This window comes from Isoptericola chiayiensis, from assembly GCF_013149805.1.
GTDB lineage: Bacteria > Actinomycetota > Actinomycetes > Actinomycetales > Cellulomonadaceae > Isoptericola > Isoptericola chiayiensis.
In genome coordinates, this window is the sequence record NZ_JABEZT010000002.1 from 429,237 (window position 1) to 456,054 (window position 26,818).

Sequence of the window (26,818 nt, forward strand, 5' to 3'; positions counted from 1 at the left end):
GCCGAGATACCGGTGCGTCGCCGTCGCGGACGGCGACGCACCGGTATCTCGGCGACGGACCGGTATCTCGCGGGAGGGGGGCGGCGAGCGGGTCAGGGCGCGGCCGGCTCGCCGGCGGTCACGAGCGCCAGGACGTCCCGGGTGGTGGCGCCCACAGCGTCCGGCACCGGCCCCTCGGCGTCGTCCCAGGCACGCCCGTGCGACACCCACCCGGTGCGCACCCCGGCGGCCCGCCCGACGGCGACGTCGGCGTGCCCGGCGTCGCCGACCATCCAGACCCGGTCGCGGTCGACGTCGGTCACGCCGAGCCGCGCGAGCGCGATCTCCACGATCCGCGGGTCGGGCTTCTCGACGCCCTCCTCCCCGGAGACGACGATCGCGTCCACGTGCGCCGCGATGCCGCACCGGGCGATCTTGCCGCGCTGCTGGTGCGAGACGCCGTTGGTCACCACGGCCGCCCGGTCCCCGGCGGCGCGCAGCGCGTCGAGGTCGGCGAGCACCCCGTCGTACGCCCGCACGTGCTCGCGGATGCCCGCGCGGAACCGGTCGATCGCCGCCTCGACGTCGTCGGCCCAGCCCAACCGGTCGATGAGCTCGCGCGCCACGACCGCCTTGGGCGAGAACCCGCCGTCGTCCGCGGCGACGATGGCCGCCAGGTCGGCGTCCGTGCCGCCGTCGTCCGCCACCGCGGTCGCGGCCCAGGCGGCGAAGGCGTCGTCGCGGGAGACGAGCGTGTTGTCGAGGTCGAGCAGCCAGATCATGAGGTGCAGGCTACGCGGGCCGCGCCCGGCGCCGCCGGACCGTCCCGGCCAGCGGGTCGGGCGGTCGGTGCCCGTGCGGGAGCTCGTCCCGCTCCCCGAGGGCCACCAGCACGGACGGCACCAGCGCCTTGGCGGTGCGGCGGTATCCCAGGGCGCTGGGATGGAACCGGTCGAGGCTGAACGCCTCCTCGGGGTAGGAGATGAAGAACGGTCCGACGACGTCGGCCAGCGAGACGGCGTGCGCCCCGGCCCGGCGCACGGCGACGGACTGGGCGGCGGCGAGCTGCCGGGAGGCCCGCGCGCCGAGCACCCGCAACGGTTGCGGCACCGGGCGCAGCGCGCCGAGGTCCGGGCAGGTGCCGACCACGACGACCGAGCCCAGCGCGTGCAGCCGGTCCACGGCGTCGACGAGGTGCCGCACGGACACCGCGGGGGGCACGCGGTGGGTGACGTCGTTGCCGCCCACGACGACGACGGTCACGTCGGGGCGGTAGCCGTCCGGCAGCGCGTCGAGCTGGGCCGCGAGCGCCGAGGTCTCCGAGCCGACGACGGCCGCCACCCGCAGCCGCACGGGCCGTTGCAGCGCCTTGGCGACGCCGCGCGCGACCCGCCCGCCGAGGGTGTCCTTGCGGCGTTCGGCGCCGAGCCCGGCGGCGATGGAGTCGCCCAGGACGAGCATCTGGAGCGGTTCGCCCCCGTACTTCTTGCGCCAGACGCGGTCGGCGTCGGGGGCGACCTCGCCCAGCGCCTTGCCGATCCGCCGGCGGGCCACCGCCGCCTGGCGGCGCAGGATCTCCACGGCCACGGCGGTGGAGACCGTGAGGGCGGCCAGCGCGGCGAGCGCCGTGAGCGAGGTGCGGGTGCTCATAGGTGAGTTGAAGCAGATCGGGTTGAACGCGGCGTGACGGCGCGGTGTCGTGTCGCCGTCGGCCGGTGGCACAACTGCCGTCCGACGGCGGTCCCGGCCGTGCGCTGGACGGGCCGCGACGGCGCGTCGGCGCGCGCTCCGGGCCGTGCGGCCCCATGATGCCGAGATGACGAAGCCGCGCACGATGGGTGTCGAGGAGGAGTTCCTCCTCGTGGGTCCGGACGGGTCACCGGTCGCCAAGGCCGCCGAGGCTCTCGAGGCGTCCGGGAACTCCACCAAGGGCGGTGGCACGGGTGCCCTGGAGCCGGAGTTCATGGAGGAGCAGCTCGAGACCGCCACGCTGCCGCGCGCCTCGCTGGAGGACCTCGCCAAGGAGATCCGTGCCGGGCGGACCCGCGCGCAGGACGCCGCGGACCGGGTCGGGGCGCGGGTCGCGGCGCTAGCGACGTCGCCGATCGCGTTCACCGGCACGACGGTGTCCCGGCTGCGGTACCTGCAGGCGCGGCACACATTCGGCATGACGGCCCGCGAGCAGCTGACCAGCGGCTGCCACGTGCACGTCGCCGTCGACGACGAGGTCGAGGGCGTGGCCGTCCTGGACCGGATCGGGCCGTGGCTGCCGACGCTGCTGGCGCTGAGCACGAACTCGCCGTACTGGCAGGGCGAGGACACCGACTACGCGAGCTTCCGGTCCCAGGTGTGGGCCCGCTGGCCGACGGCGGGACCCACGCGCCGGTTCGGCACCCCGGAGGCGTACCACGCGGCCGTGGACGCCATCGTGGCCACCGACACGGTGCTGGACCGCGGGATGGTGCACTTCGACGCGCGGCTGTCGCCCCGGTACCCCACGGTGGAGATCCGGGTCGCCGATGTCTGCCTGCATCCCGACACGGCGACGCTGCTGGCGGCGCTGGGACGCGGCCTGGTGGAGACCGCCGCCCGCGAGGCCGCCGAGGACGCCCCCGTGACGGAGACCTACCCCGAGCTGCTGCGCACGGCTGCGTGGCGGGCGGGCCGGTCGGGGCTCGCGGGCGATCTGGTCTCGCCGATCACGTGGCGTCCCGCGCCGGCGCACGACGTCGTCGGACAGCTCGTCTCGCACGTCCGCGACGCGCTGGACGACGTGGGGGACCTCGACGCCGTGACGGACCTGCTCGGCCACCTGTGGTCCACCGGCGGCGGTGCGGCGCAGCAGCGTGCTTGGTTCGCCGAGTCGGGCGGGGACCTGCGGCGGGTGGCCGAGCGGGCCGTGGAGGTCACGCACTCCTGAGCCGCGCGGTCACATCCGCAGCACCTCGAAGGTGGTGGCGTGCTCGGTGCCGAACGCCTCGCCGTTGTCGCGGGTGATGCGGCCGAGGAACTCGCCGGCGTCGAAGTCCTCCCAGCCCAGCCCCGCGATGTAGGCGCTGTGGGCGCGCAGGGAGGCGACGCCGTCGTCGAACGTGTCCGTGACGTCGACGGCGTGCTCGGCGCGCGGGGAGGCGGCGACCCACACCTCACGGACGCCGTCCCAGCGCTCGAGGCCGTCGTCGAGCTGGTCGGCGAAGACCCACCGGTTGGCGGCGTCGCGCACGGCGTCGACGACGGCGCGGCCCACCGCGACGTGGTCGGCCTGGTTCAGGACACCGCCGGGGAACTCCGCGCGGAAGTTCAGGGTGATCACGATCTCGGGCCGGTGCCGGCGGATCGCGTGCGCTATCGCGGCGCGCAGGGGCAGGCCGTACTCGACCACGCCGTCGGGGAACCCGAGGAACTCGACCTCCTCGACGCCCACGAGGCGGGCGGAGTCGACCTGCTCGGCCTCGCGCACGGGCCGCGCCTCCTCGGGCGACGTGCCGTCGATGCCGGCCTCGCCGCTGGTGACCATGACGTAGGCGATCCGTCTGCCCTGACCGGTCCAGCGGGCGATGGCCGCCGCTCCCCCAAACTCCATGTCGTCGGGGTGTGCGACGACGACCAGCGCGGTGGAGAAGTCCTCGTCCAGCGGTGCGAGCGCGTCGGTGTCCATGACCCGACGCTACCGACCCGGTCGGCCCGGTGTCGGGCGGGGGCGGTCAGTACGTCGTCAGCCCGCGCGAGCGGAACACCTCCCGCACCGTCTCGGTGGCCTCCGGCGTGGGGGGTTCGGTGTCGGCCAGCGGGTACGCCCGCCGCAGCTCGGCCCACTTGTCCCGGGCCATCTGGTGGAACGGCAGGACCTCGACGCGCTGCACGGTCCCCGGCCGCACGGCCTCGATCGCGGCGGCGTGGTCAGCGACGGCCGCGACGTTCGCCGGGTCGTCGGTCAGCCCGGGCACCAGGACGAACCGCACCCACACGGCCACGCCGCGCTCGGCGAGGCGGCGCCCGAACGCCAGCGTCGGGGCCAGGGACCGCCCGGTCACGCGCCGGTAGGTGTCCTCGTCGCCGGCCTTGATGTCCAGCAGCACCAGGTCGGTGTCGTCGAGCATCTCGTCGGTGGCGTTCGCGCCGAGGTAGCCCGAGGTGTCCAGGCAGGTGTGCACGCCGAGCTCCTTCGCTCCGCGCAGGATCCGCGCCGCGAAGGCCGGCTGCATGAGCACCTCCCCGCCGGAGAGGGTCAGGCCCCCGCCGGTCGCGGAGAACACGCCGCGGTACCGCTCGACGCGCCCCAGCAGGTCGCTCGCCAGCACCGGCCCGCCGTCCCTCATGGACCACGTGTCGGGGTTGTGGCAGTACTGGCAGCGCAGCGGGCAGCCGTTGAGGAACACCGTCAGGCGCGTGCCGGGACCGTCGACGGCGGTCACGAGCTCCCAGGAGTGCACCGAGCCGAGCGCCCCGGACCGCATGAGCCGCAGCCGCTGGGACCGCTCGACGTCGGAGGTCGCCAAACCCCGCAGGCCGGCGCCGGCCCGGCGCCGCGAGGGGGCGTCGAGCAGCACCGGGTCGGCGGGCATCAGACCGCTCCGTGGAAGGTCCGGGCGAGAACGTCGAGCTGCTGCTCACGCGTGAGCCGGACGAAGTTGACCGCGTACCCGGACACCCGGATGGTCAGCTGGGGGTACTTCTCGGGGTGCTCCATGGCGTCGGTCAGCGTCTCGCGCACCAGCACGTTGACGTTCATGTGGTAGCCGCCGGCGCCGAACGAGGCGTCCAGCAGGCCGGCCAGGTTGGCCACCTGCTCGGCACGCGTACGGCCCAGCCCGGTGGGCACGATGGTGTTGGTCAGCGAGATGCCGTCCTGGGCCTCGGCGTAGGGCAGCTTGGCCACGGAGAGCGCGGAGGCGAGCATCCCGTGCGTGTCCCGGCCGTTCATCGGGTTCGCGCCCGGGGAGAACGGCTCGCCGGCGCGGCGGCCGTCCGGGGTGTTGCCGGTGGCCTTGCCGTAGACGACGTTCGAGGTGATCGTCAGCACCGACTGCGTCGGCACGGCGTCGCGGTAGGTGCGGTGGCTGCGGACCTTGGCCATGAACGTCTCGACCAGCTCCACGGCGATGGCGTCGACGCGGTCGTCGTCGTTGCCGAAGGCCGGGTAGTCGCCGACGGTGTCGTAGTCGACGACGACGCCCCGCTCGTCGAGGACCGGGGTGACGGTGGCGTAGCGGATCGCGGACAGCGAGTCGGCCGCGACCGAGAGCCCGGCGATGCCGCACGCCATGGTGCGCAGCACGTCACGGTCGTGCAGCGCCATCTCGAGCCGCTCGTAGGCGTACTTGTCGTGCGACCAGTGGATGCAGTTCAGCGCCTCGACGTAGGTCGCGGCGAGCCAGTCCATGGTGCGGTCGAACCGGGCACGCACGTCGTCGTAGTCGAGCGGTTCGCCGGCGGCCACGGGCGCGAACGCCGGGGACACCTGCTTGCCGGTGACCTCGTCGCGACCGCCGTTGATCGCGTACAGCAGCGCCTTGGCGAGGTTGACGCGGGCGCCGAAGAACTGCATCTGCTTGCCGATCGCCATCGGCGAGACGCAGCAGGCGATGGCGGCGTCGTCGCCCCAGGCGGCCCGGATCTCGTCGTCGGACTCGTACTGCACGGCCGAGGTGTCGATGGAGACCTGGGCGCAGAAGTCCTTGAACCCCTGGGGCAGCGCGGCGGTCCAGAACACCGTCATGTTCGGCTCGGGCGCCGGGCCCAGGTTGTAGAGGGTCTGCAGCATCCGGAACGAGTTCTTGGTGACCAGGGTGCGGCCGTCGGCGCCCATGCCGCCGATGGTCTCGGTGACCCAGGTCGGGTCGCCGGAGAAGAGGGCGTCGTACTCGGGGGTGCGCAGGAACCGCACGATGCGCAGCTTGATGACGAAGTCGTCCATGACCTCCTGCGCCTCGGCCTCGGTGATCCGCCCGGCGGCGAGGTCTCGCTCGAGGTAGACGTCCAGGAACGTCGAGGTGCGCCCGAGCGACATCGCGGCGCCGTTCTGCTCCTTGACGGCGGCGAGGAACCCGAAGTAGAGCCACTGCACGGCCTCGACGGCGGTACGGGCCGGGCGGGAGATGTCGACGCCGTAGGAGGCGGCCATCTCCTTGAGCTCGCCGAGGGCACGGATCTGCTCGGCGTGCTCCTCGCGGGCCCGGGCCACGTCCTCGGTGAAGGGTTCGGCCTCGAGGGTGAGCTTGTCGAGCTTCTTGGCCTCGACGAGCGCGTCGACGCCGTACAGCGCGACGCGGCGGTAGTCGCCGATGATGCGGCCGCGGCCGTAGGCGTCCGGCAGACCGGTGACGACGTGCGAGCTGCGGGCGGCGCGCACGTTCGGCGGGTAGATGTCGAACACGGCCTGGTTGTGGGTCTTGCGGTACTCGGTGAAGACCTTCTTGAGGTCCTGGTCCACGGGATAGCCGTAGGTGTTCAGGGCGCCCTCGACCATGCGCCAGCCGCCGTTGGGCATGATGGCGCGCTTCAGCGGGGCGTCGGTCTGCAGGCCGACGATGATCTCGGCGGCCCGGTCGATGTACCCGGGCGCGTGGGCGGTGATGCCGGCGGGGACGTCGGCGGAGACGTCGTGGACGCCCTTCTCGCGCTCGGCCGGGAACATCTCGCTCAGGCGGGCCCAGAGCGCGCTGGTGCGCGGCGTCGGGCCGGCGAGGAACGTCGCGTCCCCGGTGTACGGGGTGTAGTTGCGCTGGATGAAGTCGCGCACGTCGACGCCGTCGCACCACGGGCCGGGGACGAACCCCTCCCACGCGACGTCCGCTGCTGCGGTGCTCTGCTCGGCCTGGATGCTCATGGCTCGCCCCTTCGACGCTTGGTAAGACCACAGTACGTGAAGGTCTTCACAAGCGCAGTGGCACAGTAGACAGCAGTGCTGTCTCGTGCCTCACACGGCAGCGGGGCCCGCCACGGCGCTCCGGTGGCGGGCCCCGCGGACCAGGGTCGTCAGTCGCGGCTCAGCGCCGCCAGCGCGTCCCGCACGGCGTCCTCGGCGCGCATCCGCTGGGCGGTGATCACCTGGTCGCGGCTCGCGTGGTCCAGGAACGCCACCGGCAGACCCCGGTGCACGAACGGGGTCTGCACGCCCTGCTCTCCGGCCCGCTGGGCCAGCATCGCCCCGACACCGCCGTCGACCACGCCGTCCTCCAGGGTGAGGACCAGGTCGTGCTCCCCGACCTGCTTCACGAGCGCCTCCGGCACGGGCAGGACCCACGTCGGCGAGACGACCTCGACCTCCAGGCCGTGGGCGGCCAGCGACTCCCCCGCCGCGAGCGCCGCCCCGGCCATCGAGCCGACGCCGACCACGAGCACGCGCCGGCCGGCCGGTGCGCCGTCGCCCGGGATGTGACGGGCGATGACGTCGAGGCCCTCGCGCTCCTCGACGGCGTCGATCGCCTCGACGAGCGCGCCCTTGGGGTAGCGCACCACGGTGGGGGCGTCGTCGACGTCGACGGCGGCCCGCAGCGCACCGCGCAGCGTGGCCTCGTCGCGCGGCGCGGCCAGCCGCAGCCCGGGCACGATGCGCAGCAGCGCCATGTCCCACATGCCGTTGTGGCTGGCGCCGTCGTCGCCGGTGACGCCGGCACGGTCGAGGACGAACGTCACGCCGGCCCGGTGCAGGGCGACGTCCATGAGGACCTGGTCGAACGCCCGGTTGAGGAACGTGGCGTAGACGGCCACGACGGGGTGCAGGCCGGCGAACGCCATGCCCGCGGCCGAGGTGGCGGCGTGCTGCTCGGCGATCCCGACGTCGAACGTGCGCTCGGGGAACTCCTGCGAGAACGGGGCCAGGCCGACGGGGTGCAGCATCGCGGCGGTGATCGCCACGACGTCGGAGCGGCGACGACCGATCTGGACGATCTCGTCGGCGAACACCTGGGTCCACCCGAACCGCGACGGCGCCACCGGCAGCCCCGTCTCGGGGTGGATCTTGCCGACGGCGTGGAACCGGTCGGCGACGTCCTCCATCGCGGGCGTGTACCCTCGGCCCTTCTCCGTGATCGCGTGCACGATGACGGGGCGCCCGTAGGCCTTGGCGCGCCGCAGCGCGTGCTCCATGGCCTCGGCGTCGTGCCCGTCTACGGGGCCGACGTACTTCAGGCCCAGGTCCTCGAACATGCCCTGGGGCGCGACGACGTCCTTGAGGCCCTTCTTCAGGCCGTGCAGCCAGCCGTAGGCGAACCGTCCGGGCGGGCCGGTACGGTACAGGGTGCGCTTGCCCCACTCGAGGAATGCCTCGTACCCGCTGGTGGTGCGCAGCGTCTGCAGGTGGTTCGCGACGCCGCCGATCGTCGGCGAGTAGGAGCGGCCGTTGTCGTTGACGACGATCACCAGGCGCCGGTCGGCGTCGGCGGCGATGTTGTTGATCGCCTCCCAGGCCATGCCGCCGGTCAGCGCGCCGTCACCGATGACGGCCACGACGTGACGGTCGCGCCGCCCGGCGACGACGTTGGCCTTGGCGACGCCGTCCGCCCAGGACAGCGCGGTCGAGGCGTGGGAGTTCTCCACGACGTCGTGCTCGGACTCGGCCCGGCTCGGGTACCCGGACAGCCCGCCGGCCTTGCGCAGCGCGGAGAAGTCCTGCCGCCCCGTCAGCAGCTTGTGCACGTAGCTCTGGTGCCCGGTGTCGAACACCATCGTGTCCCGCGGCGAGGAGTACACGCGGTGCATCGCGATGGTCAGCTCGACGACGCCGAGGTTCGGCCCGAGGTGCCCGCCGGTGCGCGAGACGTTCTCGACCAGGAACGTCCGGATCTCCGCGGCGAGCTTCTCGGTCTGGGCCGGGGTCAACCGGCGCACGTCCTCGGGCGAGGTGATCGTGCTCAGCAACCCCATGCGTTCCTCCCACACATCATCCGACCACTCTATGCGGTGATCGTGACCGTGCCGTGCAGGGCGGGCGCGGTAGATTCGGAGGGTGCGTTTTCTCTCCGGCCAGCAGCCCACCACGGACCTCACCTACGGCGACGTCTTCATGGTGCCGTCCCGCTCGGACGTCACCAGCCGCTTCGACGTCGACCTGTCCACCGACGACGGCACCGGCACCACGATCCCCGTGGTCGTGGCGAACATGACCGCGGTGGCCGGCCGGCGCATGTCGGAGACGGTCGCGCGCCGCGGCGGCATCGCGATCCTGCCGCAGGACATCCCGGTCGACGTTGTGGCCGACGTGGTCGCGGACGTCAAGTCCAAGGACCCCGTCGTCGAGACGCCCGTGGTGGTGACCTCGGCCGACACCGTCGCCGACGTGCTGTCCCTGCTCGGCAAGCGGTCCCACGGCGCGGCGGTGGTGGCCGACGCCGGCCGCCCGGTCGGCGTGGTCACCGAGGCCGACTGCACCGCCGTGGACCGGTTCGCCCGGGTCGGCGCCGTGATGTCGACCGACCTGGTCACGGTGGACGCCAAGGAGATCGAGGACGACGGCCTGGCGGCCACGTTCGAGCGCCTGCACGCCGCCAAGGTCCAGCTCGCCCCCGTGGTGCGCGACGGCGTGCTCGCCGGGGTGCTGACCCGCAAGGGTGCCGTGCGTTCCACGGTCTACTCCCCTGCCCTGGACCCCCGCGGCCGGCTGCGCGTCGGCGCCGCCGTCGGCATCAACGGCGACGTCGCCGCCAAGACCCGCGAGCTGCTCGACGCCGGGATCGACGTGCTCGTGGTGGACACCGCGCACGGCCACCAGGACAAGATGATCGCCGCGCTGCGCGCCGTGCGCTCCGTCGACCCGCAGGTGCCGGTCGTGGCCGGCAACGTGGTCACGGCCGAGGGCGTGCGCGACCTCGTCGAGGCGGGCGCCGACATCCTCAAGGTGGGCGTGGGCCCGGGCGCGATGTGCACCACGCGCATGCAGACCGCCGTCGGACGCCCGCAGTTCTCCGCGGTGCTGGAGTGCGCCGCCGCCGCGCGCGAGCTCGGCAAGCACGTGTGGGCCGACGGCGGGGTGCGCCACCCGCGCGACGTCGCCCTCGCGCTGGCGGCCGGCGCGTCGCAGGTGATGGTGGGCTCCTGGTTCGCCGGGACGTACGAGTCGCCGGGCGACCTGCACGAGGACGGCTCGGGCCGGCTCTACAAGGACTCCTTCGGCATGGCCTCGGCCCGCGCCGTCGCGGCCCGCACCGCCGGCGCCGGCTCCGCGTTCGACCGCGCCCGCAAGGCCCTTTACGAGGAGGGCATCTCCACGGGCAAGATGTACCTGGACCCGCGCCGCCCCGGTGTCGAGGACCTCCTGGACGAGATCACCTCCGGCCTGCGCTCCAGCTGCACGTACGCCGGGGCCCGCACGCTGGCCGAGTTCGCCGAGCGCGCCACCGTCGGCATCCAGTCCGCGGCCGGGTTCGCCGAGGGCATGCCGGTGGCCACCTCCTGGTGACGGTGCCCTCCGCCCGCGACCAGCTCCGGGCGCTGGCCGCCGACGGCGCGTTCACCGGACCGTGGCGCCACGCCCGCGGCGAGCTCGACGACGCCTCCGCCCGGCCCGCGTCGGTCCTGGTGCTGTTCGGCGTGCTGGACGGCCTGCCCTCGGACCACGACGCGCAGGCGCTGGCCGTCTCCGCCGACCTCGACGTGCTCCTCCTCGCCCGGGCCGCCACGCTGCGCTCCCACGCGGGGCAGGTGGCGTTCCCGGGCGGGCGCGCCGACGCCGACGAGGACGCCGTCTCGGCCGCGCTGCGCGAGGCCCGCGAGGAGACGGGCGTCGACACCGACGGCGTCGAGGTGCTCGGCACGCTCACCCCCCTGCCGATGCCGGTGAGCAACCACGTGGTCACCCCCGTGCTCGGCTGGTGGACGCGCCAGTCCCCGGTCGGCGTCGTCGACCCCGCCGAGTCCTCGCACGTGTTCCGCGCCCCCGTGGCCGACCTCCTCGACCCGGACCACCGCGTCACCACCGTGCTGCGCCGTGGCGGGCAGGTCTGGCGCGGTCCCGCATTCCTCGTGGACGACGGCGGCACCGAGCACCTGGTGTGGGGGTTCACCGCGGGCATCCTCGACGCGATGTTCGACCACCTCGGCTGGACCGAGCCGTGGGACCGCGGGCGCGAGCTGGAGCTCGACTGATGGCCGCCGCGGAGATCGAGATCGACGCGGCGCTCGTGCGGGCACTCCTGGCCGAGCAGCACCCCGACCTGGCGGACCGACCGCTGCACGTCGCGGCCCACGGCTGGGACAACGTCATGGTGCGGCTCGGGGACGACCTGGCCGTCCGGCTGCCGCGGCGCGCGACGGCGGCACCGCTGATCGAGCACGAGCAGCGATGGCTCCCACGGCTGGCCCCCCGGCTGCCCGTCCCGGTGCCGGTCCCGCTGCGCGTCGGCGTACCGAGCACCGCGCTGAGCTACCCGTGGCGGTGGTCCGTGGTCCCGTGGATGTCGGGCGTGCGAGGCGCCGACGTCGCCCGGGGGCGCCGCACCGCAGTCGCCGTCCCGCTCGCCCGGTTCTTCGTCGCCCTGCACCGGCCCGCTCCCGCCGATGCCCCGGCCAACCCCTACCGCGGCGTACCGCTGGAGTTCCGCGACGGGCCGCTGCGCGACCGCCTCGCGTCCGGCGTCACCACCCGCACGAGCGCCGCCCTGGCGGTCTGGGAACGCGCGCTGGCGGCCGAGAGGTGGGACGGCCCCGCACTGTGGCTGCACGGCGACCCGCACGCGGGCAACCTCGTGCTGACCGCCACGTCGGCTCCGGAGCTCGCCGCCGTGGCGGACCTGGGTGACCTCACCTCCGGCGACCCCGCGACCGACCTGGCCGCCGCGTGGACGGTGTTCGACGGCGTGGGCCGGCGGGCGTTCCGCACCGCGTTGGCAGGCCCGTACCCCGCCGACGACCCCGTCTGGGACCGCGCTCGCGGCTGGGCGCTGTCGATGGCGACCTCGATGCTGACGTCCGGACCCGAGCACGCGTGGCTCGTCAGCCTGGGCCGCGAGTCCCTGGCCGAGGTGCTGGCCGACGACCGAGAGACCACACTGACGCCATGAGCACCGCGATCCCCGACGACGTGCGCGCGTTCGTCGACGCCGTCGAGCGCCCCGGCCGTCGTCGTGACGCCGAGACGTTGCTGGAGATGATGGGCCGGGTCACCGGGCAGGCACCCGAGCTGCAGGGCACGATCGTCGGGTTCGGGCGGTACCACTACGAGTACGCCTCCGGGCGGTCCGGCGACGCCCCCGCCGCGGCGTTCGCACCGCGCGCGGCGAACAGCGTCGTCTACCTCATGGACGGCGTCGAGGCGCACGCCGCGGACCTCGAGCGGCTGGGCCCGCACCGCACCGGCGTCGGGTGCCTGTACCTGGCGAACCTCGCCCAGGTCGACCTCGCGGTGCTCGAGAAGGTCGTCGCCGACGCCTACGCCACGCTGACGGCCGGCACCTACGGGCTCCGGGCCCGCGACGGCGGTTCTTGACCCCAGGGGCCCCTGCCGCGTCACCCTGCCCGCGAGGTCGTACCTTCCGTCGCGGGGTCGTACTCCGCGGGTACGACCCCGCGACGGAAGGTACGACCTCGCGGGCAGGGCAACTGACCCCTCGCACCGCTACCCCTCGCAGTGCTAGGGTCAGACACCTCGCAGCACGAGGGATAGAGGGACCATGCACATCGACAAGGATCTCGTCGCGGCCTCCGCGACGCCGCTCGTCCTCGGCATCCTCGCCGACGGCGAGTCCTACGGGTACGCCATCGCCAAGCAGGTGGCCGACCTGTCCGACGGCCACATGGAGTGGACCGACGGGATGCTCTACCCGCTGCTGCACCGCCTCGAGCGCCACGGCCTGATCGAGGCCTCGTGGGGCCGGTCCCCCGCCGGCCGACGCCGCAAGCACTACGCGCTGACCGCCGCCGGTCGCGCCGAGCTGGCCGAGCGCCGGTCCCAGTGGGAGGTCGTGGCGGCGACGCTCGATCGCGCCTGGCAGTCCCTGGCCGCCCCGTCCGGACCCGCCGCGATCTCTCCGCGCCCGGCCGGAGGCACCGCCTGATGGACGACACCGCCCTCGAGGCCCAGATCGACCGGTGGCGCGACTACGTGCGCCGGCACCGCGCCGTGGCCCCCGACGACGTCGACGAGATGACCGACCACCTGCGCGAACGCATCGACGACCTGCGGGGCGCAGGACTCGACGACGAGGAGGCCTTCCTGGTCGCGGTCAAGCGCCTGGGTCGCCTCGACGCCGTCTCGCGCGAGTTCGCCCGCGAGCACTCCGAACGTCTCTGGAAGCAGCTCGTCCTGATGCCCGACGACGGCACGACCGGGGCGCGCACGCCCTGGCGTGACCTCGGCGTCCTGCTCGCCCTTGCCGTCGGCGCCGGAACGGCCGTCAAGATCGCTGCCGCGGGCCTCGACGAGGAGACGTTCGTGCGCAACGCCGTCTTCCTCGTGCTGCCCTTCCTGGCGGCCTACTTCGTCTGGAAGCGGCGCCCACCGCTCCACCCGGTCGCCGTCGTGACCGGCTCGGCCGCCGTCGCGTGCGCCCTGGTGAACCTCTACCCGTTCGCACCCGGCGGGTCGACCGCGCTGCTGGCCGCCGCGCACGCACCGGTGGTGCTGTGGGCGCTGGTCGGCGTCGTCTACGCGGGCGGACGGTGGCGGTCGCCGGACCGCCGGATGGACTTCGTGCGGTTCACCGGCGAGCTCGCCATCTACTTCGTGCTGCTGGCGCTCGGCGGCGGCGTGCTGCTGGGGCTGACCGCCGGGCTGCTCAGCCTGGTCGACGTCGACCTCGAACCGGTCCTCGAGGGCTGGATCCTGCCGTTCTGCGTGCCCGGCGCGTTCCTGGTGGCCGCCTGGCTGGTGGAGGCCAAGCAGGAGGTGGTCGAGAACATCGCGCCGGTGCTGACCCGCGTGTTCACCCCGTTGACCACGGTGATGCTCGCCGTCTCGTTCGTTGTGCTGGCCACCGCGGGCGGCCTGACGACGGTCGACCGCGAGCTGCTCATCCTGCTCGACGCCGTCCTCGTCCTGGTGCTCGCGCTGCTGCTGTACTCGATCTCCGCCCGCGACCCGATGGCGCGACCAGGTCTGTTCGACGGCCTGCAGCTCATCCTCGTCGTGGCGGCCCTCGCGGTCGACGCGCTCGCCCTGACGGCGATGCTGACGCGTATCGCCGAGTTCGGCGCCAGCCCCAACAAGGTGGCGGCTCTGGGTCTCAACCTCCTGCTGCTGGTGCACCTGGTGCGGACCGGGTGGCTGCTGCTGGGATTCTGCCGACGCCGGCGAGGCTTCGCCGCGCTGGAGGGGTGGCAGACCAGCTACCTGCCCGTCTACGCGGTGTGGGCGGCGTGCGTCGTGGTGGCGTTCGGCCCGCTGTTCGGCTTCGCCTGATCGGCGAGGCGCTCCGGGTCGGCGCCGTGCGCCACCAGCACGGTGCGGACCGCGGCCAGCGCACGCGCGTAGGAGCCGTCGTCGTCCAGCAGCAGGGAGCGGTCGTTGGCCGTGCCGAGCAGCGCGACGATCTCGAAGACGACCTGCGCGGGGTCGACGTCGGTCGCCAGCTCACCGGCTTCGACCGCGAGCGCGACGTGGTGCTCCAGGTAGCCGTCCCACTCCCGGCGCACGCCCACGACGGCGTCGCGCACCGGTCCGGGTCGGGAGTCCACCTCGGTCTCGACGGCGCGGAAGAAGCACCCGCCGGCGAACGTCCGGGTCCGGGAGTACTCGGCCCATCGTCGGGCGAGCTCCCACACCCGGTCGAGCCCCGGGCTCGCTGCGCGGGCGGGGACGATCACGGCGTCGAGGAAGATCCCTCGCGCGTGCTGGACGAGCGCGATCTCGAGTCCTTCCTTGTTCCCGAACAGCCCGGCGATCGCGCTCTTGGTGGCCCCGGCCTCGGTGGCGAGGGTGCCGAACGTGAGGCCGGCGAGCCCGTCGGCGGAGGCGCGCTGGACGGCGTGGTCCAGCACGGCCGCGCGGGTGCGGTCGCCCCGGCGGCGCCGGCCGTCCGACGACGGCACCGCTGCGGCGACCTCTGGTTCGAGCCCGTGGATCGTCATGAGACCAGTGTATCCACAAATCTTTACGCACGATCGTTCAGATAGTGCTACGGTGGGGGCATCAGCCGTTCTTGGAGGTACACCGTGGTCCCTGCACCGATGCGCGCGACGTTCCGCACGCTGTCCGTCGTCGCTCCCCCGGTCGCCACCGGCGTCGCCGCGCGACTGTTCACGAAGGTCGGCCCACGGGCCCGCGTCCGCCCGGCCGACCAGGACGTCCACGACGACGCCGACCGCGGCACCGTCGACGTCGACGGCTCACCCGTGACCACCTACCACTGGGGCGCGAGCTCCCCCGAGGCGCCGACCGTGCTGCTGGTGCACGGCTGGCAGCGCCGCGCGAGCCGCTTCGCCGCACTCGTGCGCGCCCTGGTCGACGCCGGGTGGTCCGTCGACTCCTACGACGGCCCGGCGCACGGCGAGTCGCCCGGTGACCGGCTCACCGTCATCGAGCACATGGCCGCGATGCGCGCGATGCAGGAGCGGCGCGGCACCTACACCGCCGTCGTCGGGCACTCCCTGGGCGCCTTCACCGCCGGCACGGCGCTGCACGAGGGGTTCCGGGCCGAACGGTTCGCCGCCCTGGCGGCACCGACCAGCTTCGACTCCGTCGCCGCCACCTACATGCGGCTCGTCGGGATCCCTGCGCGGCTGCACGACCGCGTCTGCGACGACATCGCCCGCACCCTGTTCCCGGGCATCACCGACTTCCGGGCCCGGTTCGACCTGTGCCGGCACCCGGTCCCGGCCGAGGTGCCGACGCTGTTCGTCCAGGACGCCGACGACCGGATGCACGGCGTCGAGGAGGCCCGGGCGCTGCATGCCGCGCACCCCGACAGCGAGCTGCTGATCACCTCCGGCCAGGGGCACAACGGCGTCCTGGACGACGAGACCGTCGTGAAGACCGTCGTCGAGCACCTGACCCGCGTCCCCGCCTGACCCCCGCGCGCTCCCCGTCGCCCCCCACCCCGCTGGGGGATGGCAGGCGACGCCGTGGGGACGACGACGCCCCGCCGCTCTCGAGGAGCGGCGGGGCGTCGGCGTTCGTGCTGCCGGGTGACCTGCTCAGGCGACCAGCGAGCGCAGCACGTACTGCAGGATGCCGCCGTTGCGGTAGTAGTCGGCCTCGCCCGGGGTGTCGATGCGCACCACGGCGTCGAACTCGACGGTCGTGCCGTCGTCCTTCGTGGCCTTCACCGCGACGGTCTCCGGGGTGTCACCGTCGTTCAGCGCGGTGATGCCCGAGATGTCGAACGTCTCGGTGCCGTCCAGGCCGAGGGAGTCCGCGGACTCGCCGGCCGGGAACTGCAGCGGGAGCACGCCCATGCCGATGAGGTTCGAGCGGTGGATGCGCTCGAACGACTCGGTGATGACCGCCTTCACCCCGAGCAGCTTGGTGCCCTTGGCGGCCCAGTCGCGCGAGGAGCCGGAGCCGTACTCCTTGCCGCCGAGCACCACCAGCGGGGTGTCCTGCGCGGCGTAGTCCTGCGCGGCGTCGTAAATGGTGTCCTGCTCACCCTTGACGAAGTTGTAGGTGAAGCCGCCCTCGACGCCGTCCAGGAGCAGGTTCTTCAGGCGGATGTTCGCGAACGTGCCACGGATCATGACCTCGTGGTTGCCGCGGCGCGAGCCGTAGGAGTTGAAGTCGCGGCGCGCGATGCCGTGGTCGGCGAGGTACTTGCCCGCGGGGCTGTCCGGCTTGATGGCACCGGCCGGCGAGATGTGGTCGGTCGTGACCGAGTCGCCCAGCTTCGCCAGCACCCGGGCGCCGGCGATGTCCTCGACCTGGTCCGGGGTGGCGCCCATGCCCTCGAAGTACGGGGGGCGGCGCACGTAGGTGGACTCGTCGTCCCAGGAGAACGTGGAGCCCTCCGGGGTCTCGAGCGCACGCCACCGGTCGTCACCGGCGAACACGTCGGCGTAGTCGGCCTCGAACATCTTGCGGTCGATCGAGGACTCGATCGTGGCCTGGACCTCGTCCGGCGTGGGCCAGATGTCCTTGAGGAAGATCGGCTTGCCCTCGTCGTCGCGGCCCAGCGGGTCGGCCTCGAAGTCGAACTCCATGGTCCCGGCGAGCGCGTAGGCGATGACCAGCGGCGGGGAGGCCAGGTAGTTCATCTTCACGTCCGGGTTGATCCGGCCCTCGAAGTTGCGGTTGCCGGACAGCACGGAGACGACGGCGAGGTCGTTCTCCTGGACGGCCTCGGACACCTTCTCGTCGAGCGGGCCGGAGTTGCCGATGCACGTGGTGCAGCCGTAGCCGACCAGGTGGAAGCCGAGCTTCTCCAGGTACGGCCACAGGCCGGCCTTCTCGTAGTAGTTCGTCACGACCTGCGAGCCGGGGGCCATCGACGTCTTGACCCAGGGCTTGGAGACCAGGCCGGCCTCGACGGCGTTCTTGGCCAGCAGTGCCGCGGCGAGCATGACCGACGGGTTCGAGGTGTTGGTGCACGACGTGATCGAGGCGATGGCGACGGCGCCGTGGAAGAGGTCGAACTGGCGGCCCTGGGTGTCGGTCACCGGCACCGTGGGACGCACGTGCTCGTGGGTCGACGGCGAGTCGGAGGCGGGGAACGACTCCTTCTCGGCCTCGTCGACGAAGTCGATGACGTCGGAGGCGTAGTTCGGCAGGTCGCGGGCGAACGCGGCCTTGGCCCTGGACACCTCGATGCGGTCCTGCGGGCGCTTCGGGCCGGCGATGGACGGCACGACGGTGGACAGGTCGAGCTCCATGTACTCCGAGAAGGTGGGCTCGACGTAGTCGTCGCTGCTCGGGTCGAGCCAGAGGCCCTGCTCCTTGGCGTAGGCCTCGACAAGGGCGAGCTGGTCCTCGCTGCGACCGGTCAGGCGCAGGTAGTCGACCGTGACGTCGTCGATCGGGAAGATCGCTGCGGTGGAGCCGAACTCGGGCGACATGTTGCCGATGGTGGCGCGGTTGGCGAGCGGCACCTGGCCGACGCCGGAGCCGTAGAACTCGACGAACTTGCCGACCACGCCGTGCTGGCGCAGCATCTGGGTGATCGTGAGGACGACGTCGGTCGCGGTCACGCCGGCGGGGATCTCGCCGGTGAGCTTGAAGCCGACCACGCGCGGGATCAGCATGGAGACGGGCTGGCCGAGCATGGCCGCCTCGGCCTCGATGCCGCCGACGCCCCAGCCGAGCACGCCGAGGCCGTTGACCATCGTGGTGTGCGAGTCGGTGCCGACGCAGGTGTCGGGGTAGGCGCGCAGGACCCCGTCGACCTCGCGGGTCATCACGGTGCGGGCCAGGTACTCGATGTTGACCTGGTGGACGATGCCGGTGCCCGGCGGGACGACCTTGAAGTCGTCGAACGCGGTCTGGCCCCAGCGCAGGAACTGGTAGCGCTCGTGGTTGCGCTCGTACTCGTACTCGACGTTGCGCGCGAAGGCCTCGGTGGTGCCGGCGACGTCGATCTGCACGGAGTGGTCGATGACCATCTCGGCGGGGGCGAGAGGGTTGATGCGGGTGGGGTCCCCGCCGAGGTCTGCGACGGCCTCGCGCATGGTGGCGAGGTCGACGACGCAGGGCACGCCGGTGAAGTCCTGCATGATCACGCGCGCCGGCGTGAACTGGATCTCCGTGCTCGGCTGGGCGTCCGGGTCCCAGCCGGCGAGCGCGCGCACGTGGTCGGCGGTGATGTTCGCACCGTCCTCGGTGCGCAGGAGGTTCTCGGCGAGGATCTTCAGCGAGTACGGGAGGCGCTCGAGCCCCTCGACGGCCGACAGCCGGAAGATCTCGTACGAGGCGTCTCCGACCTCCAGGGTTCCCTTCGATCCGAATGTGTCCACGCTGCTCACTGCGGCTCCTTCAACGGGGGCTGACCGGCGCGGGCACCACGCTGCGTCCATCGGTGCAGCGGTTCCGTCGCCGTGGTTGTCCGGGGGCTCCGTCCAGCCTACGCAGAGGTGGCCGGACCGCACCCAGCATAACCCATATATCTTGACGTCAAGATACTTAGGCGTGCCTCACCGGGGAACACGCCCTCGCCGCCGCGCGTTGGCCTTCCGCCCCGACGGAAGGACCCGCGTGCCCCTGCCCTCGCTCCCCGCCCAGGCCGACCGGCTCGACCGGCTCGGGCTCCTGCCCGACGACGGCACCCCGGCGGGCGCCGACGCCGTCCGGTCCGCGGCAGCACGCCTCGGGCGCACCGCACCGCCGGGCGCGCTGCTCGTGGTGCACCCGCGCCACCTGGCGCCGTCGACCCTGGCACCCCGGATGCGACGGACCGTGCGCACCCGCGCCGGGACCGTCGAGCGCGAGGGGTTCGTCGTGGTCGACATGACCGACGTCGACGCGTTCGGCCCCGTGGACGTCACCGTGCCCGACGTCGACGTCTACGCCGTGGCCGCCCCGGACCGGGGCGACGACCTGGCGAACGCCTCGCCGGCCGAGGCGCAGCCGGTGCTGGCGGGACGCGGCCGCAGCCCGCTGACCCTGGCCGAGGGCGTGTACTGGGTGCTCCAGGATCCCGCGGTCCTGGAGCCGAACCACTGCTTCATGACCATCGGCTCGCGGCTGCGACGCCCCGACGGGACCCTCGACGCCCGCACCCCCGCGATCTGGGTCTCGGGCGGGACGGGCCGCGACGGCACCGAGCGCCGTGGCGCGCCCAAGGTCGGGTGGTGCTGGTGGCGCAACCGCCACACCTGGCTCGGGTTCGCCTCGACGGATGTCCGTACCGCCTGAACGAGCCGGCGCACGGGACCACTCAGCACGTCCGACGTCGGCCTGCCCGGTCGCGACGTCGCAGGTCGGGTGCCACCGTGTCTCTCGGGCGCCCGACCGGGCGCCCACCGCCGCCCCGAGGAGGAACTCGTGCGCACCACCCGTGCCGCTGCCGCGCTCGCCCTGCCCGCACTCGTCCTGCCGCTCACCGTCGCCGCACCCGCCGCCGGCGCCGACCCGGTCCCCGGCGGACCGTGGGTGTGCGAGAACCAGCCGATCAACCTCGGCGGCCTCACCAGCAACGCCGAGCTCGCCGCGACGCTCGACAAGCTCGCGGAGCACCACCCGGACACCGTCGAGGTCACCGAGATCGGCCGCTCCGTCGAGGGCCGACCCCTGGAGTCCGTCACCGTGGGCGACGGCCCCCGCACGCTGCTGATCCTCACCCAGGTGCACGGTGACGAGCCGCTCGGCACCGAAGCGGTCCTCGACCTGCTGCGCCGGGCGGCCGGCAACTCCCCCGCCGCCGAGGCGCTGCGCGACGGCGTCACTCTCGTCGCGGTCCCGCGCATCAACCCCGACGGCTGGGAGAGGTACCAGGACCGCGACTTCGCCGACGGCCTGGACCCCCGGCGCAACTCGAACGACATCGACCTCAACCGGACGTTCGGCCCCACCGACATCGACCTGTCCCTGGCGCCGGAGGCGGTGGCGGTCCAGTCCCTGGTCGAGGAGGTCGACCCGGACCTCGTGCTCGACTTCCACCACCAGGTCAGCTACACCGCCGAGGGCAGCGACGACCTGGTGACCATGTCCACGATGTGGGGCACCCACCCGGACGTCGCACCCGCAGTGGCCGACGACGCACGGCGCGCCGTCACCGTCATCGGCGACTCGCTCGCCGGCAACGGGCACGCGACCGTGACGCTGTACCCGCGCAGCGACACGGCCACGACCGCGCGCAACGGGCTCTCGCTGGACGGCTACCCGACCGTCCTGGTGGAGCAGCGCGGCCAGCAGGACGTCGGCCAGAAGGGACACGGAGCGCTCGTCCGCGAAGCCCTGGTGAGCATGCAGGCCGTGGCCGAGTCGCTCGCGGACGGGTCGTTCGACGCGGTCGACCCGACCGCCGCCGACCTGCTGCCCGAGCGAGGCGACCGCGTCCGCGGTACCTGCTGACCGCCGCGACGGATGGCAGGCTGGGGTCATGACGAGCTCCGCAGCCGTCTCCGAGCGGCCCATCGTGACCTTCCTGCCCAGCCCGTTCCTCGGTCCCTCCCTCTGGGACCCCGTGGCCGAGCGGCTGCGCACGCACGGCTGGCAGACGCACGTCGCCGACACCTCCGGCACGTCGCCGGCCGAGGTGCTCGACCGGTGCGAGGCCTCGCTGCCGGACGACGCACCGCTCGTGCTGGTCCCCCACTCGAACGCCGGCCTGTACGTGCCGGCGATCGCCGCCGCCGGCCCGCCGGCAGCGACGGTGTTCGTCGACGCCGCGCTGCCGCCGTCCTCCGGCGAGGCGCCCCTGACCCCGCCCGCGCTGCGTGCGGAGCTGCAGGGTCTCGCCGGTCCCGACGGGACGCTGCCGCCCTGGCCGCAGTGGTGGCCGCGCGAGCAGGTGCGCCCGCTGGTGCCGGACGACGAGACGTTCGACCGGCTCGTCGACGAGGCGCCGCGGATGCCGGTGTCCTACGTCGGGTCGAGCGTGGAGGTGCCGGCCGGATGGGAGCGGGGCCGCCTCGCCTACCTCGCGTTCGGCGACACGTACGCGGCGGAGACGAGCCGCGCCCGCGAGGCGGGCTGGCCCACCGACACCCTGCCGGGCGGCCACCTGCACCCGCTCGTCGACCCGGAGGGGGTCGCGGCCGCGCTCACGGGGCTGCTCGCGCGGGTCTGAGTCCCGCGCCCGCGCGGCGAGTCCGGCACCCGCCCCGGAGCCGGTTCAGACCGCGTCGACGAGCCTGACGTCCACCTCGACGCGGTCCGGGTCGACGCCGGACGGCAGCGCGACGACGTGCGTCGTGGGGACCAGGTCGGCGGTGCACTGCGGACCGTCCACGATCTCCAGCGCCACCGTCACGCGGTCGCCGTCGGCCGTCACCGACGTGGGTGTCCAGGGGCAGGTCGAGCTCCCCACCGCGTACACGGCGAGCCGCCCGTCCTCGCCGAGCACCCAGCCCGGCTCGAGGTCCACCGCGGCCGGGTCCTCCTCGGCGGCGGCCGGCAGACCCCGGTAGGTCTCGAGCACCAGCTCCTGCTGCCCGGGACGCGCGAGGATCGCCACGAGCAGGGCCACGAGGACGACCAGGGCGATGATCGCCAACCGCATCGGCAGCCAGCGCCGGGTCCCGTCCCCTGTGGTCATGGGGCGACGGTACCGCCGGCGACGCCGCCCGGCCCGTGGCCGGTCAGCGCTCCAGGACCGCGACGCACTCCACGTGGTGGGTGTGGGGAAAGAGGTCGAACGCCCGCAGCCCCGCCACGGTGTACCCGTGGCCGGCCAGGTAGGCGACGTCGCGAGCCAGGGCGGCCGGGTCGCACGCCACGTAGACGACGCGCTGCGGCCCCCGGGCGGCGATCGCGTCGACGACCGCACGGCTCGCGCCGGCACGCGGCGGGTCGAGGACGACGACGTCGGCGTCTCCGGCGCCGTCCCCGGACGCGTCGCCGTCGAGCAGCACGCGGTCCACCGCACCCTGGTGCAGCTCGACCCGGGGGCGGTCGTGGGCGTTGCGCCGGGCGTCCTTGACGGCCCGGGCGTCGGACTCGACGGACACGACCCGGCCGCGATCCCCGACCGCTGCCGCCAGCGGCAGGGTGAACAGCCCGGCCCCGGCGTACAGGTCGAGGACGTGCGCGCCGTCGAGGTCGCCGGCCGCGGACAGCACGGCCTCGGTGAGCATCGCCGGCGCCTCCCGGTGCACCTGCCAGAACCCGTCGGCGGCCACGCGGTAGCGGTGCTCGTGGCCCGCCGCGCGCACCGACTCGGTGACCGAGCGCCGGGCGTTCGGCCGCTGGTCGGGTCGGCCGCGCCGCCAGGGGACGCCGTCGACGAGGACCATGCCGGGCCCGCCGTCGGCCGGCGCGACGACGTCGATCCGCTGACCGGGACGCCAGCGCCGGCCGAACACGTCCTCGGTGGCGGCCAGCGCCGCGACGTCGTCGGTGCCGAGGGGCATCGCGTCCAGCGGGACGACGTCGTGGGACCGGAAGCGGCGCATGCCGGCCCGGCCCTCGGCGTCGGTCACCAGCTCGATGCGGGTGCGGTAGCCGAGCCCGCCGCGCTCGTCGTCCTCGGGTGCCGACTCGACCGTGACCGGCAGGGTCAGGCCGGCGAGCCGCTGCAGCTGCTCGGCGACGACGTCGGCCTTCCAGCGGCGCTGGGCGTCCAGCGCGACGTGCGACAGCTCGGCACCGCCCACGCCGCCGGGTCCGGCGGCCGGCCACGCCGGCGCCACCCGGTCGGGCGAGGCCTCGCGCACCGCGACGGCGTCGGCCCGCCAGAACCTGGACCCGCCCTCGGTGACGCGGGCCAGCACCCGCTCGCCGGGCAGGGTGTGCCGCACGAACACGACCCGGCCCTCGTGGCGGGCGACGCAGTGCCCGCCGTGCGCGACGGGACCGACCTCGAGCTCCAGCTCGAGGCCGACGGCGGGATCGGTGGGGCGAGGGCGCGGCGCGGAACGGCGAGGTCGGGGCACGGCCCTATTGTCCCCCGTCCGCGGGGGTTCAGCGTCCGCCCGGCAGCCCGTCGACGTCGAGCCCCGTCTGCCCGGCCGAGGACGACAGCTGCCACGGCACCGACGCCACCACGACACCGGGAGTGAACAGCAGCCGCCCCTTGAGCCGCAGCGCCGACTGGTTGTGCAGCAGGTGCTCCCACCAGTGCCCGACGACGTACTCGGGGATGTACACCACCACCAGGTCGCGTGGGGAGTCGCGGCGCAGCGAGCGCACGTACTGCAGCACGGGCCGGGTGATCTCCCGGTACGGCGAGTCGAGCACCCGCAGCGCGATCGGCAGCTCGAGCTCCTCCCACCGGGCGCGCAGGTCGGCGATCTCGTCGGCGTCGACGCCCACGGTCACCGCCTCGAGGCTGGACGGGCGCGACGCCCGGGCGTACGCGAGCGCCCGCATCGTCGGCTTGTGCACACGGGAGACCAGAACGACGGCGTGCACCCGGCTCGGCAGGGCGCGCGCGCCGGAGACGTCGCCGAGCGCGAGCTCCTCGCGCACCCGCGAGTAGTGGCGGTGGATGGCACGCATCAGCACGAACAGCGAACCCATCGCGACCAGGGTGATCCAGGCGCCGTGGGTGAACTTGGTGACCAGCACGATGACGAGGACGGCGGCGGTGAGCGCGAACCCGATCCCGTTGAGGACCCGGGACCACTTCATGCGGTTGCGCTCGCGGGGGTTGGGTTCCTTGCGCAGCGCGCGGGTCCAGTGCCGCAGCATGCCGAGCTGGGACAGCGTGAAGGAGACGAACACGCCCACGATGTAGAGCTGGATGAGGGCGGTGACCTCGGCGCCGAAGGCCAGGATCAGCACGATGGCGGCGACGGCGAGGGTGACGATGCCGTTCGAGAACGCCATCCGGTCGCCGCGGGTGTGGAGCTGGCGCGGCAGGTAGCCGTCCTTGGCGAGCAGGGAGCCCAGCACCGGGAAGCCGTGGAAGGCGGTGTTGGCGGCCAGCAGCAGCACCAGGGCGGTGGCGGCGATCAGCACGCCGGCGACGATGCCGGCGCCGCCGAACACGGTCTCGGCGAGCTGGGCGAGCACGGGGTGCTGGGTGTACTCCTCCCCCACGGGTGCGCCGTCGCGGGTGAGCTGGGTGGCCGGGTCCTCGACGAACTTGACCCCGGTGGCGTGGGCCAGGAACAGGATGGTCATGAGCATCGCGGCGGAGATCGCGCCGAGCAGCGCGAGGGTGGCGGCCGCGTTGCGGCGCTTGGGGCGCTGGAACGAGGGCACCTCGCTGGTGATCGACTCCACGCCGGTCAGCGCGACGGCGCCGGAGGCGAACGCGCGCGCCACGAGGAACGCTCCGGCCACACCCACGAGACCCTGCTCGAACCCGGCCGCGGGCACCAGGTCGAGGTCGGCGCTGTCGGCCTGCGGCAGGTCCCCGGCCAGGTACTGCACCGCCCCGGCGACGGCGAGCACGCCGAGCGCCGCCATGAAGCAGTAGATCACCACGACGAACACCCACGCCGACTCCCGCACGCCGCGCAGGTTGACCACGGTCACGGCCACGACGAGGGCGACGGCCACCAGCTCCTCGTAGCCGGCGGCGAAGGGCAGCAGCACGACGAGGTACTGGGCCCCGGCGGACAGCGACACGGCGACGGTGAGCACGTAGTCGAGCAGGAGCGCCGAGGCCACGCCGATGCCCGCCGTCGGGCCGAGGTTGGTGGTGGCGACCTCGTAGTCTCCGCCGCCGGAGGGGTAGGCGCGCACGATCTGGCGGTAGGAGGCCACCACGACGAGCAGGACGACGACGACGGCCAGGCCCACCCACGGCGAGATGACCGTGGCCGTCAGCCCGGCCAGGGCGAGCATCAGCAGGATCTCGTCCGGGGCGTACGCCATGGACGACAGCGCGTCCGAGGCGAACACGGGCAGGGCCACCCGCTTGGGCAGCAGGGAGCGCTGCGAGCTCTCGCTGCGCAGGGGGCGCCCTAGGAGCAGCCGTTTGGCGGCGTCCGCGATGTCCGACACGGAGACTCATGCTATGCCCGATCGGGGCCGGGAGCGCAGGTCGGCGTCGGCGCGGTGGGGGGTATAGCGTTTCGTGCTGTGCACTTCGTGATCATGGGATGTGGCCGCGTCGGGTCCACGCTCGCCCAGCGGATCGAGGCGAACGGCCACTCGGTCGCCGTCATCGACCAGAACCCCGACGCGTTCCGCCGGCTCCCCCCGGACTTCTCGGGGCACAAGGTGACGGGGGTCGGGTTCGACCGGGAGACCCTCGCCCAGGCGGGCATCGACGACACCTACGGGTTCGCGGCGGTGTCCGACGGCGACAACTCCAACGTGCTCGCGGCCCGGGTGGCACGTGAGACGTACGGCGTCGAGCACGTGGTGGCGCGCATCTACGACCCGCACCGCGCCGAGGTCTACCAGCGCCTCGGGATCCCGACGGTCGCGACGGTGCGCTGGACGGCGGACCAGGTGCTGCGGCGCATGCTGCCGCTGGGCGCCACCGACGAGTACCGCGACCCCTCGGGCTCGGTGCGGCTGGCGGAGGTCGACTACCACCGTGGCTGGCTCGGACTGTCGGTGCGGCGCATCGAGGCCACGACCGGCGCCCGCGTGGCGTTCCTGACCCGCTACGCCGAGGGCACCATCGCCGGACCCGACACGCTCCTGCAGGAGAACGACGTGCTGCACGTGCTCATGCACGCCGACGACGCCCCGCGCGTGGAACGGCTGCTGACCCATGCTCCCGGCCCGGAGGAGGAGGACTGATGCGCGTCGTCATCGCCGGCGCGGGCTCCGTGGGCCGGTCCATCGCCTCCGAGCTGCTCGCCAACGACCACGAGGTGGTCCTGGTCGACAAGAACCCGACCGCCATGCGCGTCGCCCAGGTCCCCGAGGCGGACTGGCTGCTCGCCGACGCCTGCGAGACGTCGTCGCTCGACGGCGCCGACGTGGGCTCGGCCGACGTGGTGGTGGGCGCCACGGGTGACGACAAGGTCAACCTGGTGTTCTCCCTGCTGGCCAAGACCGAGTTCGCCGTGCCGCGCACCGTGGCGCGCGTCAACAACCCGCGCAACGAGTGGATGTTCGACGACTCGTGGGGCGTTGACGTCGCGGTCTCGACGCCGCGCATCATGACGGCGATGGTCGAGGAGGCCGTCGCGGTCGGCGACCTGGTGCGCATCTTCACGTTCCACCAGTCCGGTGCGGACATCTTCGAGGTCACGCTGCCCGAGGAGTCGCCGCTGGTGGGCCTGCGGGTCAACGACGTGCGCTGGCCGGCCGACACCGTCCTGGCCTGCGTGGTGCGCGGGACGCAGCCGTTCAGCCCCACGTCCGACGACGCCCTCGAGTCGGGCGACGAGCTGATGTTCGTCACCGGTCAGGAGGCGGACCCGGCGGTGCTCCAGCAGCTCGTCGCGGACGGTCCCGAGCTCGGCTGAGCAG

Annotated in this window: 24 protein-coding genes; 13 read left to right on the forward strand and 11 right to left on the reverse strand. The window is 73.5% G+C overall.

Going from position 1 to position 26,818, the window contains the following annotated elements:
• Positions 1–92 precede the first annotated feature (92 nt).
• Both HDG68_RS05055 and HDG68_RS05060 read right to left on the reverse strand, forming a co-directional pair.
• Positions 93–761 carry an HAD family hydrolase gene (locus HDG68_RS05055; protein ID WP_172149885.1) on the reverse strand — a complete coding sequence of 223 codons (669 nt, stop codon included), beginning with the start codon at positions 759–761 and terminating at the stop codon, positions 93–95.
• A gap of 10 nt (positions 762–771) precedes the next feature.
• Positions 772–1,629, reverse strand: coding sequence for an SGNH/GDSL hydrolase family protein (locus HDG68_RS05060; protein ID WP_172149887.1), 858 nt, complete (start codon positions 1,627–1,629; stop codon positions 772–774).
• A 166-nt stretch (positions 1,630–1,795) separates the two neighbouring features.
• On the opposite strand from HDG68_RS05060, the gene HDG68_RS05065 reads away from it, so the two are divergent.
• Positions 1,796–2,899 (forward strand): carboxylate-amine ligase, encoded by a 1,104-nt coding sequence (locus HDG68_RS05065; protein WP_246253563.1) that lies wholly within the window; start codon positions 1,796–1,798, stop codon positions 2,897–2,899.
• A 9-nt stretch (positions 2,900–2,908) separates the two neighbouring features.
• Here HDG68_RS05065 and HDG68_RS05070 read toward each other — a convergent pair whose 3' ends face one another.
• From HDG68_RS05070 to dxs, 4 genes are all read right to left on the reverse strand, one after another.
• A complete protein-coding gene (locus HDG68_RS05070) occupies positions 2,909–3,637 on the reverse strand; it encodes a PIG-L deacetylase family protein (RefSeq protein ID WP_172149889.1) in 729 nt (242 codons plus the stop codon).
• A 46-nt stretch (positions 3,638–3,683) separates the two neighbouring features.
• A complete protein-coding gene (gene pflA, locus HDG68_RS05075; protein ID WP_172149891.1) occupies positions 3,684–4,544 on the reverse strand; it encodes a pyruvate formate-lyase-activating protein in 861 nt (286 codons plus the stop codon).
• On the reverse strand, positions 4,544–6,808 hold the full coding sequence (gene pflB, locus HDG68_RS05080; protein WP_172149892.1) for a formate C-acetyltransferase: 2,265 nt from the start codon (positions 6,806–6,808) through the stop codon (positions 4,544–4,546). Before pflB ends, pflA begins: the two co-directional genes overlap by 1 nt.
• Before the next feature lie 149 nt (positions 6,809–6,957).
• Positions 6,958–8,847, reverse strand: a complete 1,890-nt coding sequence (dxs, locus tag HDG68_RS05085) for a 1-deoxy-D-xylulose-5-phosphate synthase (RefSeq protein ID WP_172149894.1) — start codon at positions 8,845–8,847, stop codon at positions 6,958–6,960.
• Positions 8,848–8,929: 82 nt separating this feature from the next.
• On the opposite strand from dxs, the gene guaB1 reads away from it, so the two are divergent.
• The 6 genes from guaB1 (at position 8,930) to HDG68_RS05115 (ending at position 14,314) form a co-directional block, all read left to right on the forward strand.
• Entirely contained in the window at positions 8,930–10,378 is a 1,449-nt protein-coding gene (guaB1, locus tag HDG68_RS05090) for a GMP reductase (RefSeq protein WP_172149895.1), read from the forward strand.
• Complete coding sequence (locus HDG68_RS05095; RefSeq protein WP_425483724.1) at positions 10,375–11,064, forward strand: NUDIX hydrolase; 690 nt, start codon at positions 10,375–10,377, stop codon at positions 11,062–11,064. Before guaB1 ends, HDG68_RS05095 begins: the two co-directional genes overlap by 4 nt.
• The gene (locus HDG68_RS05100; protein ID WP_172149897.1) at positions 11,064–11,978 is read left to right on the forward strand and encodes a phosphotransferase; all 915 of its coding nucleotides are present in this window, start codon (positions 11,064–11,066) and stop codon (positions 11,976–11,978) included. The genes HDG68_RS05095 and HDG68_RS05100 overlap by 1 nt, the downstream gene beginning before the upstream one ends.
• A complete protein-coding gene (locus HDG68_RS05105) occupies positions 11,975–12,403 on the forward strand; it encodes a DUF1801 domain-containing protein (RefSeq protein WP_172149899.1) in 429 nt (142 codons plus the stop codon). The genes HDG68_RS05100 and HDG68_RS05105 overlap by 4 nt, the downstream gene beginning before the upstream one ends.
• 184 nt (positions 12,404–12,587) lie before the next feature.
• Positions 12,588–12,971, forward strand: a complete 384-nt coding sequence (locus tag HDG68_RS05110) for a PadR family transcriptional regulator (RefSeq protein WP_172149901.1) — start codon at positions 12,588–12,590, stop codon at positions 12,969–12,971.
• Positions 12,971–14,314, forward strand: coding sequence for a permease prefix domain 1-containing protein (locus HDG68_RS05115; RefSeq protein ID WP_172149903.1), 1,344 nt, complete (start codon positions 12,971–12,973; stop codon positions 14,312–14,314). Before HDG68_RS05110 ends, HDG68_RS05115 begins: the two co-directional genes overlap by 1 nt.
• Here HDG68_RS05115 and HDG68_RS05120 read toward each other — a convergent pair.
• Positions 14,254–14,982 carry a TetR/AcrR family transcriptional regulator gene (locus HDG68_RS05120; protein WP_246253565.1) on the reverse strand — a complete coding sequence of 243 codons (729 nt, stop codon included), beginning with the start codon at positions 14,980–14,982 and terminating at the stop codon, positions 14,254–14,256. The genes HDG68_RS05115 and HDG68_RS05120 overlap by 61 nt on opposite strands.
• A gap of 99 nt (positions 14,983–15,081) precedes the next feature.
• Here HDG68_RS05120 and HDG68_RS05125 point away from each other — a divergent pair, with 99 nt between their 5' ends.
• The gene (locus tag HDG68_RS05125; protein ID WP_172149905.1) at positions 15,082–15,921 is read left to right on the forward strand and encodes an alpha/beta hydrolase; all 840 of its coding nucleotides are present in this window, start codon (positions 15,082–15,084) and stop codon (positions 15,919–15,921) included.
• A 126-nt stretch (positions 15,922–16,047) separates the two neighbouring features.
• Here HDG68_RS05125 and acnA read toward each other — a convergent pair whose 3' ends face one another.
• Positions 16,048–18,801, reverse strand: coding sequence for an aconitate hydratase AcnA (acnA, locus tag HDG68_RS05130; RefSeq protein ID WP_343037438.1), 2,754 nt, complete (start codon positions 18,799–18,801; stop codon positions 16,048–16,050).
• A gap of 229 nt (positions 18,802–19,030) precedes the next feature.
• Here acnA and HDG68_RS05135 point away from each other — a divergent pair, with 229 nt between their 5' ends.
• The 3 genes from HDG68_RS05135 to HDG68_RS05145 all read left to right on the forward strand — a co-directional run bounded on the left by HDG68_RS05135 (position 19,031) and on the right by HDG68_RS05145 (position 21,566).
• Entirely contained in the window at positions 19,031–19,690 is a 660-nt protein-coding gene (locus HDG68_RS05135) for a DUF5701 family protein (protein ID WP_343037439.1), read from the forward strand.
• Positions 19,691–19,819: 129 nt separating this feature from the next.
• On the forward strand, positions 19,820–20,848 hold the full coding sequence (locus HDG68_RS05140) for a M14 family zinc carboxypeptidase (protein ID WP_172149908.1): 1,029 nt from the start codon (positions 19,820–19,822) through the stop codon (positions 20,846–20,848).
• A gap of 28 nt (positions 20,849–20,876) precedes the next feature.
• Positions 20,877–21,566 (forward strand): hypothetical protein, encoded by a 690-nt coding sequence (locus HDG68_RS05145; protein ID WP_172149909.1) that lies wholly within the window; start codon positions 20,877–20,879, stop codon positions 21,564–21,566.
• A gap of 45 nt (positions 21,567–21,611) precedes the next feature.
• Here HDG68_RS05145 and HDG68_RS05150 read toward each other — a convergent pair whose 3' ends face one another.
• Genes HDG68_RS05150 through HDG68_RS05160 form a run of 3 tightly spaced genes read right to left on the reverse strand, consistent with a single transcriptional unit; the run spans position 21,612 to position 25,390 of the window.
• On the reverse strand, positions 21,612–22,034 hold the full coding sequence (locus HDG68_RS05150) for a hypothetical protein (protein WP_172149910.1): 423 nt from the start codon (positions 22,032–22,034) through the stop codon (positions 21,612–21,614).
• A gap of 43 nt (positions 22,035–22,077) precedes the next feature.
• Entirely contained in the window at positions 22,078–23,370 is a 1,293-nt protein-coding gene (locus HDG68_RS05155) for a TRAM domain-containing protein (RefSeq protein ID WP_172149912.1), read from the reverse strand.
• A gap of 28 nt (positions 23,371–23,398) precedes the next feature.
• A complete protein-coding gene (locus HDG68_RS05160; RefSeq protein ID WP_172149914.1) occupies positions 23,399–25,390 on the reverse strand; it encodes an amino acid permease in 1,992 nt (663 codons plus the stop codon).
• 93 nt (positions 25,391–25,483) lie between these two features.
• Here HDG68_RS05160 and HDG68_RS05165 point away from each other — a divergent pair, with 93 nt between their 5' ends.
• Complete coding sequence (locus HDG68_RS05165; RefSeq protein ID WP_172150357.1) at positions 25,484–26,140, forward strand: potassium channel family protein; 657 nt, start codon at positions 25,484–25,486, stop codon at positions 26,138–26,140.
• Positions 26,140–26,814, forward strand: coding sequence for a potassium channel family protein (locus tag HDG68_RS05170; RefSeq protein WP_172149916.1), 675 nt, complete (start codon positions 26,140–26,142; stop codon positions 26,812–26,814). The genes HDG68_RS05165 and HDG68_RS05170 overlap by 1 nt, the downstream gene beginning before the upstream one ends.
• The last annotated feature ends 4 nt before the right edge of the window (positions 26,815–26,818 follow it).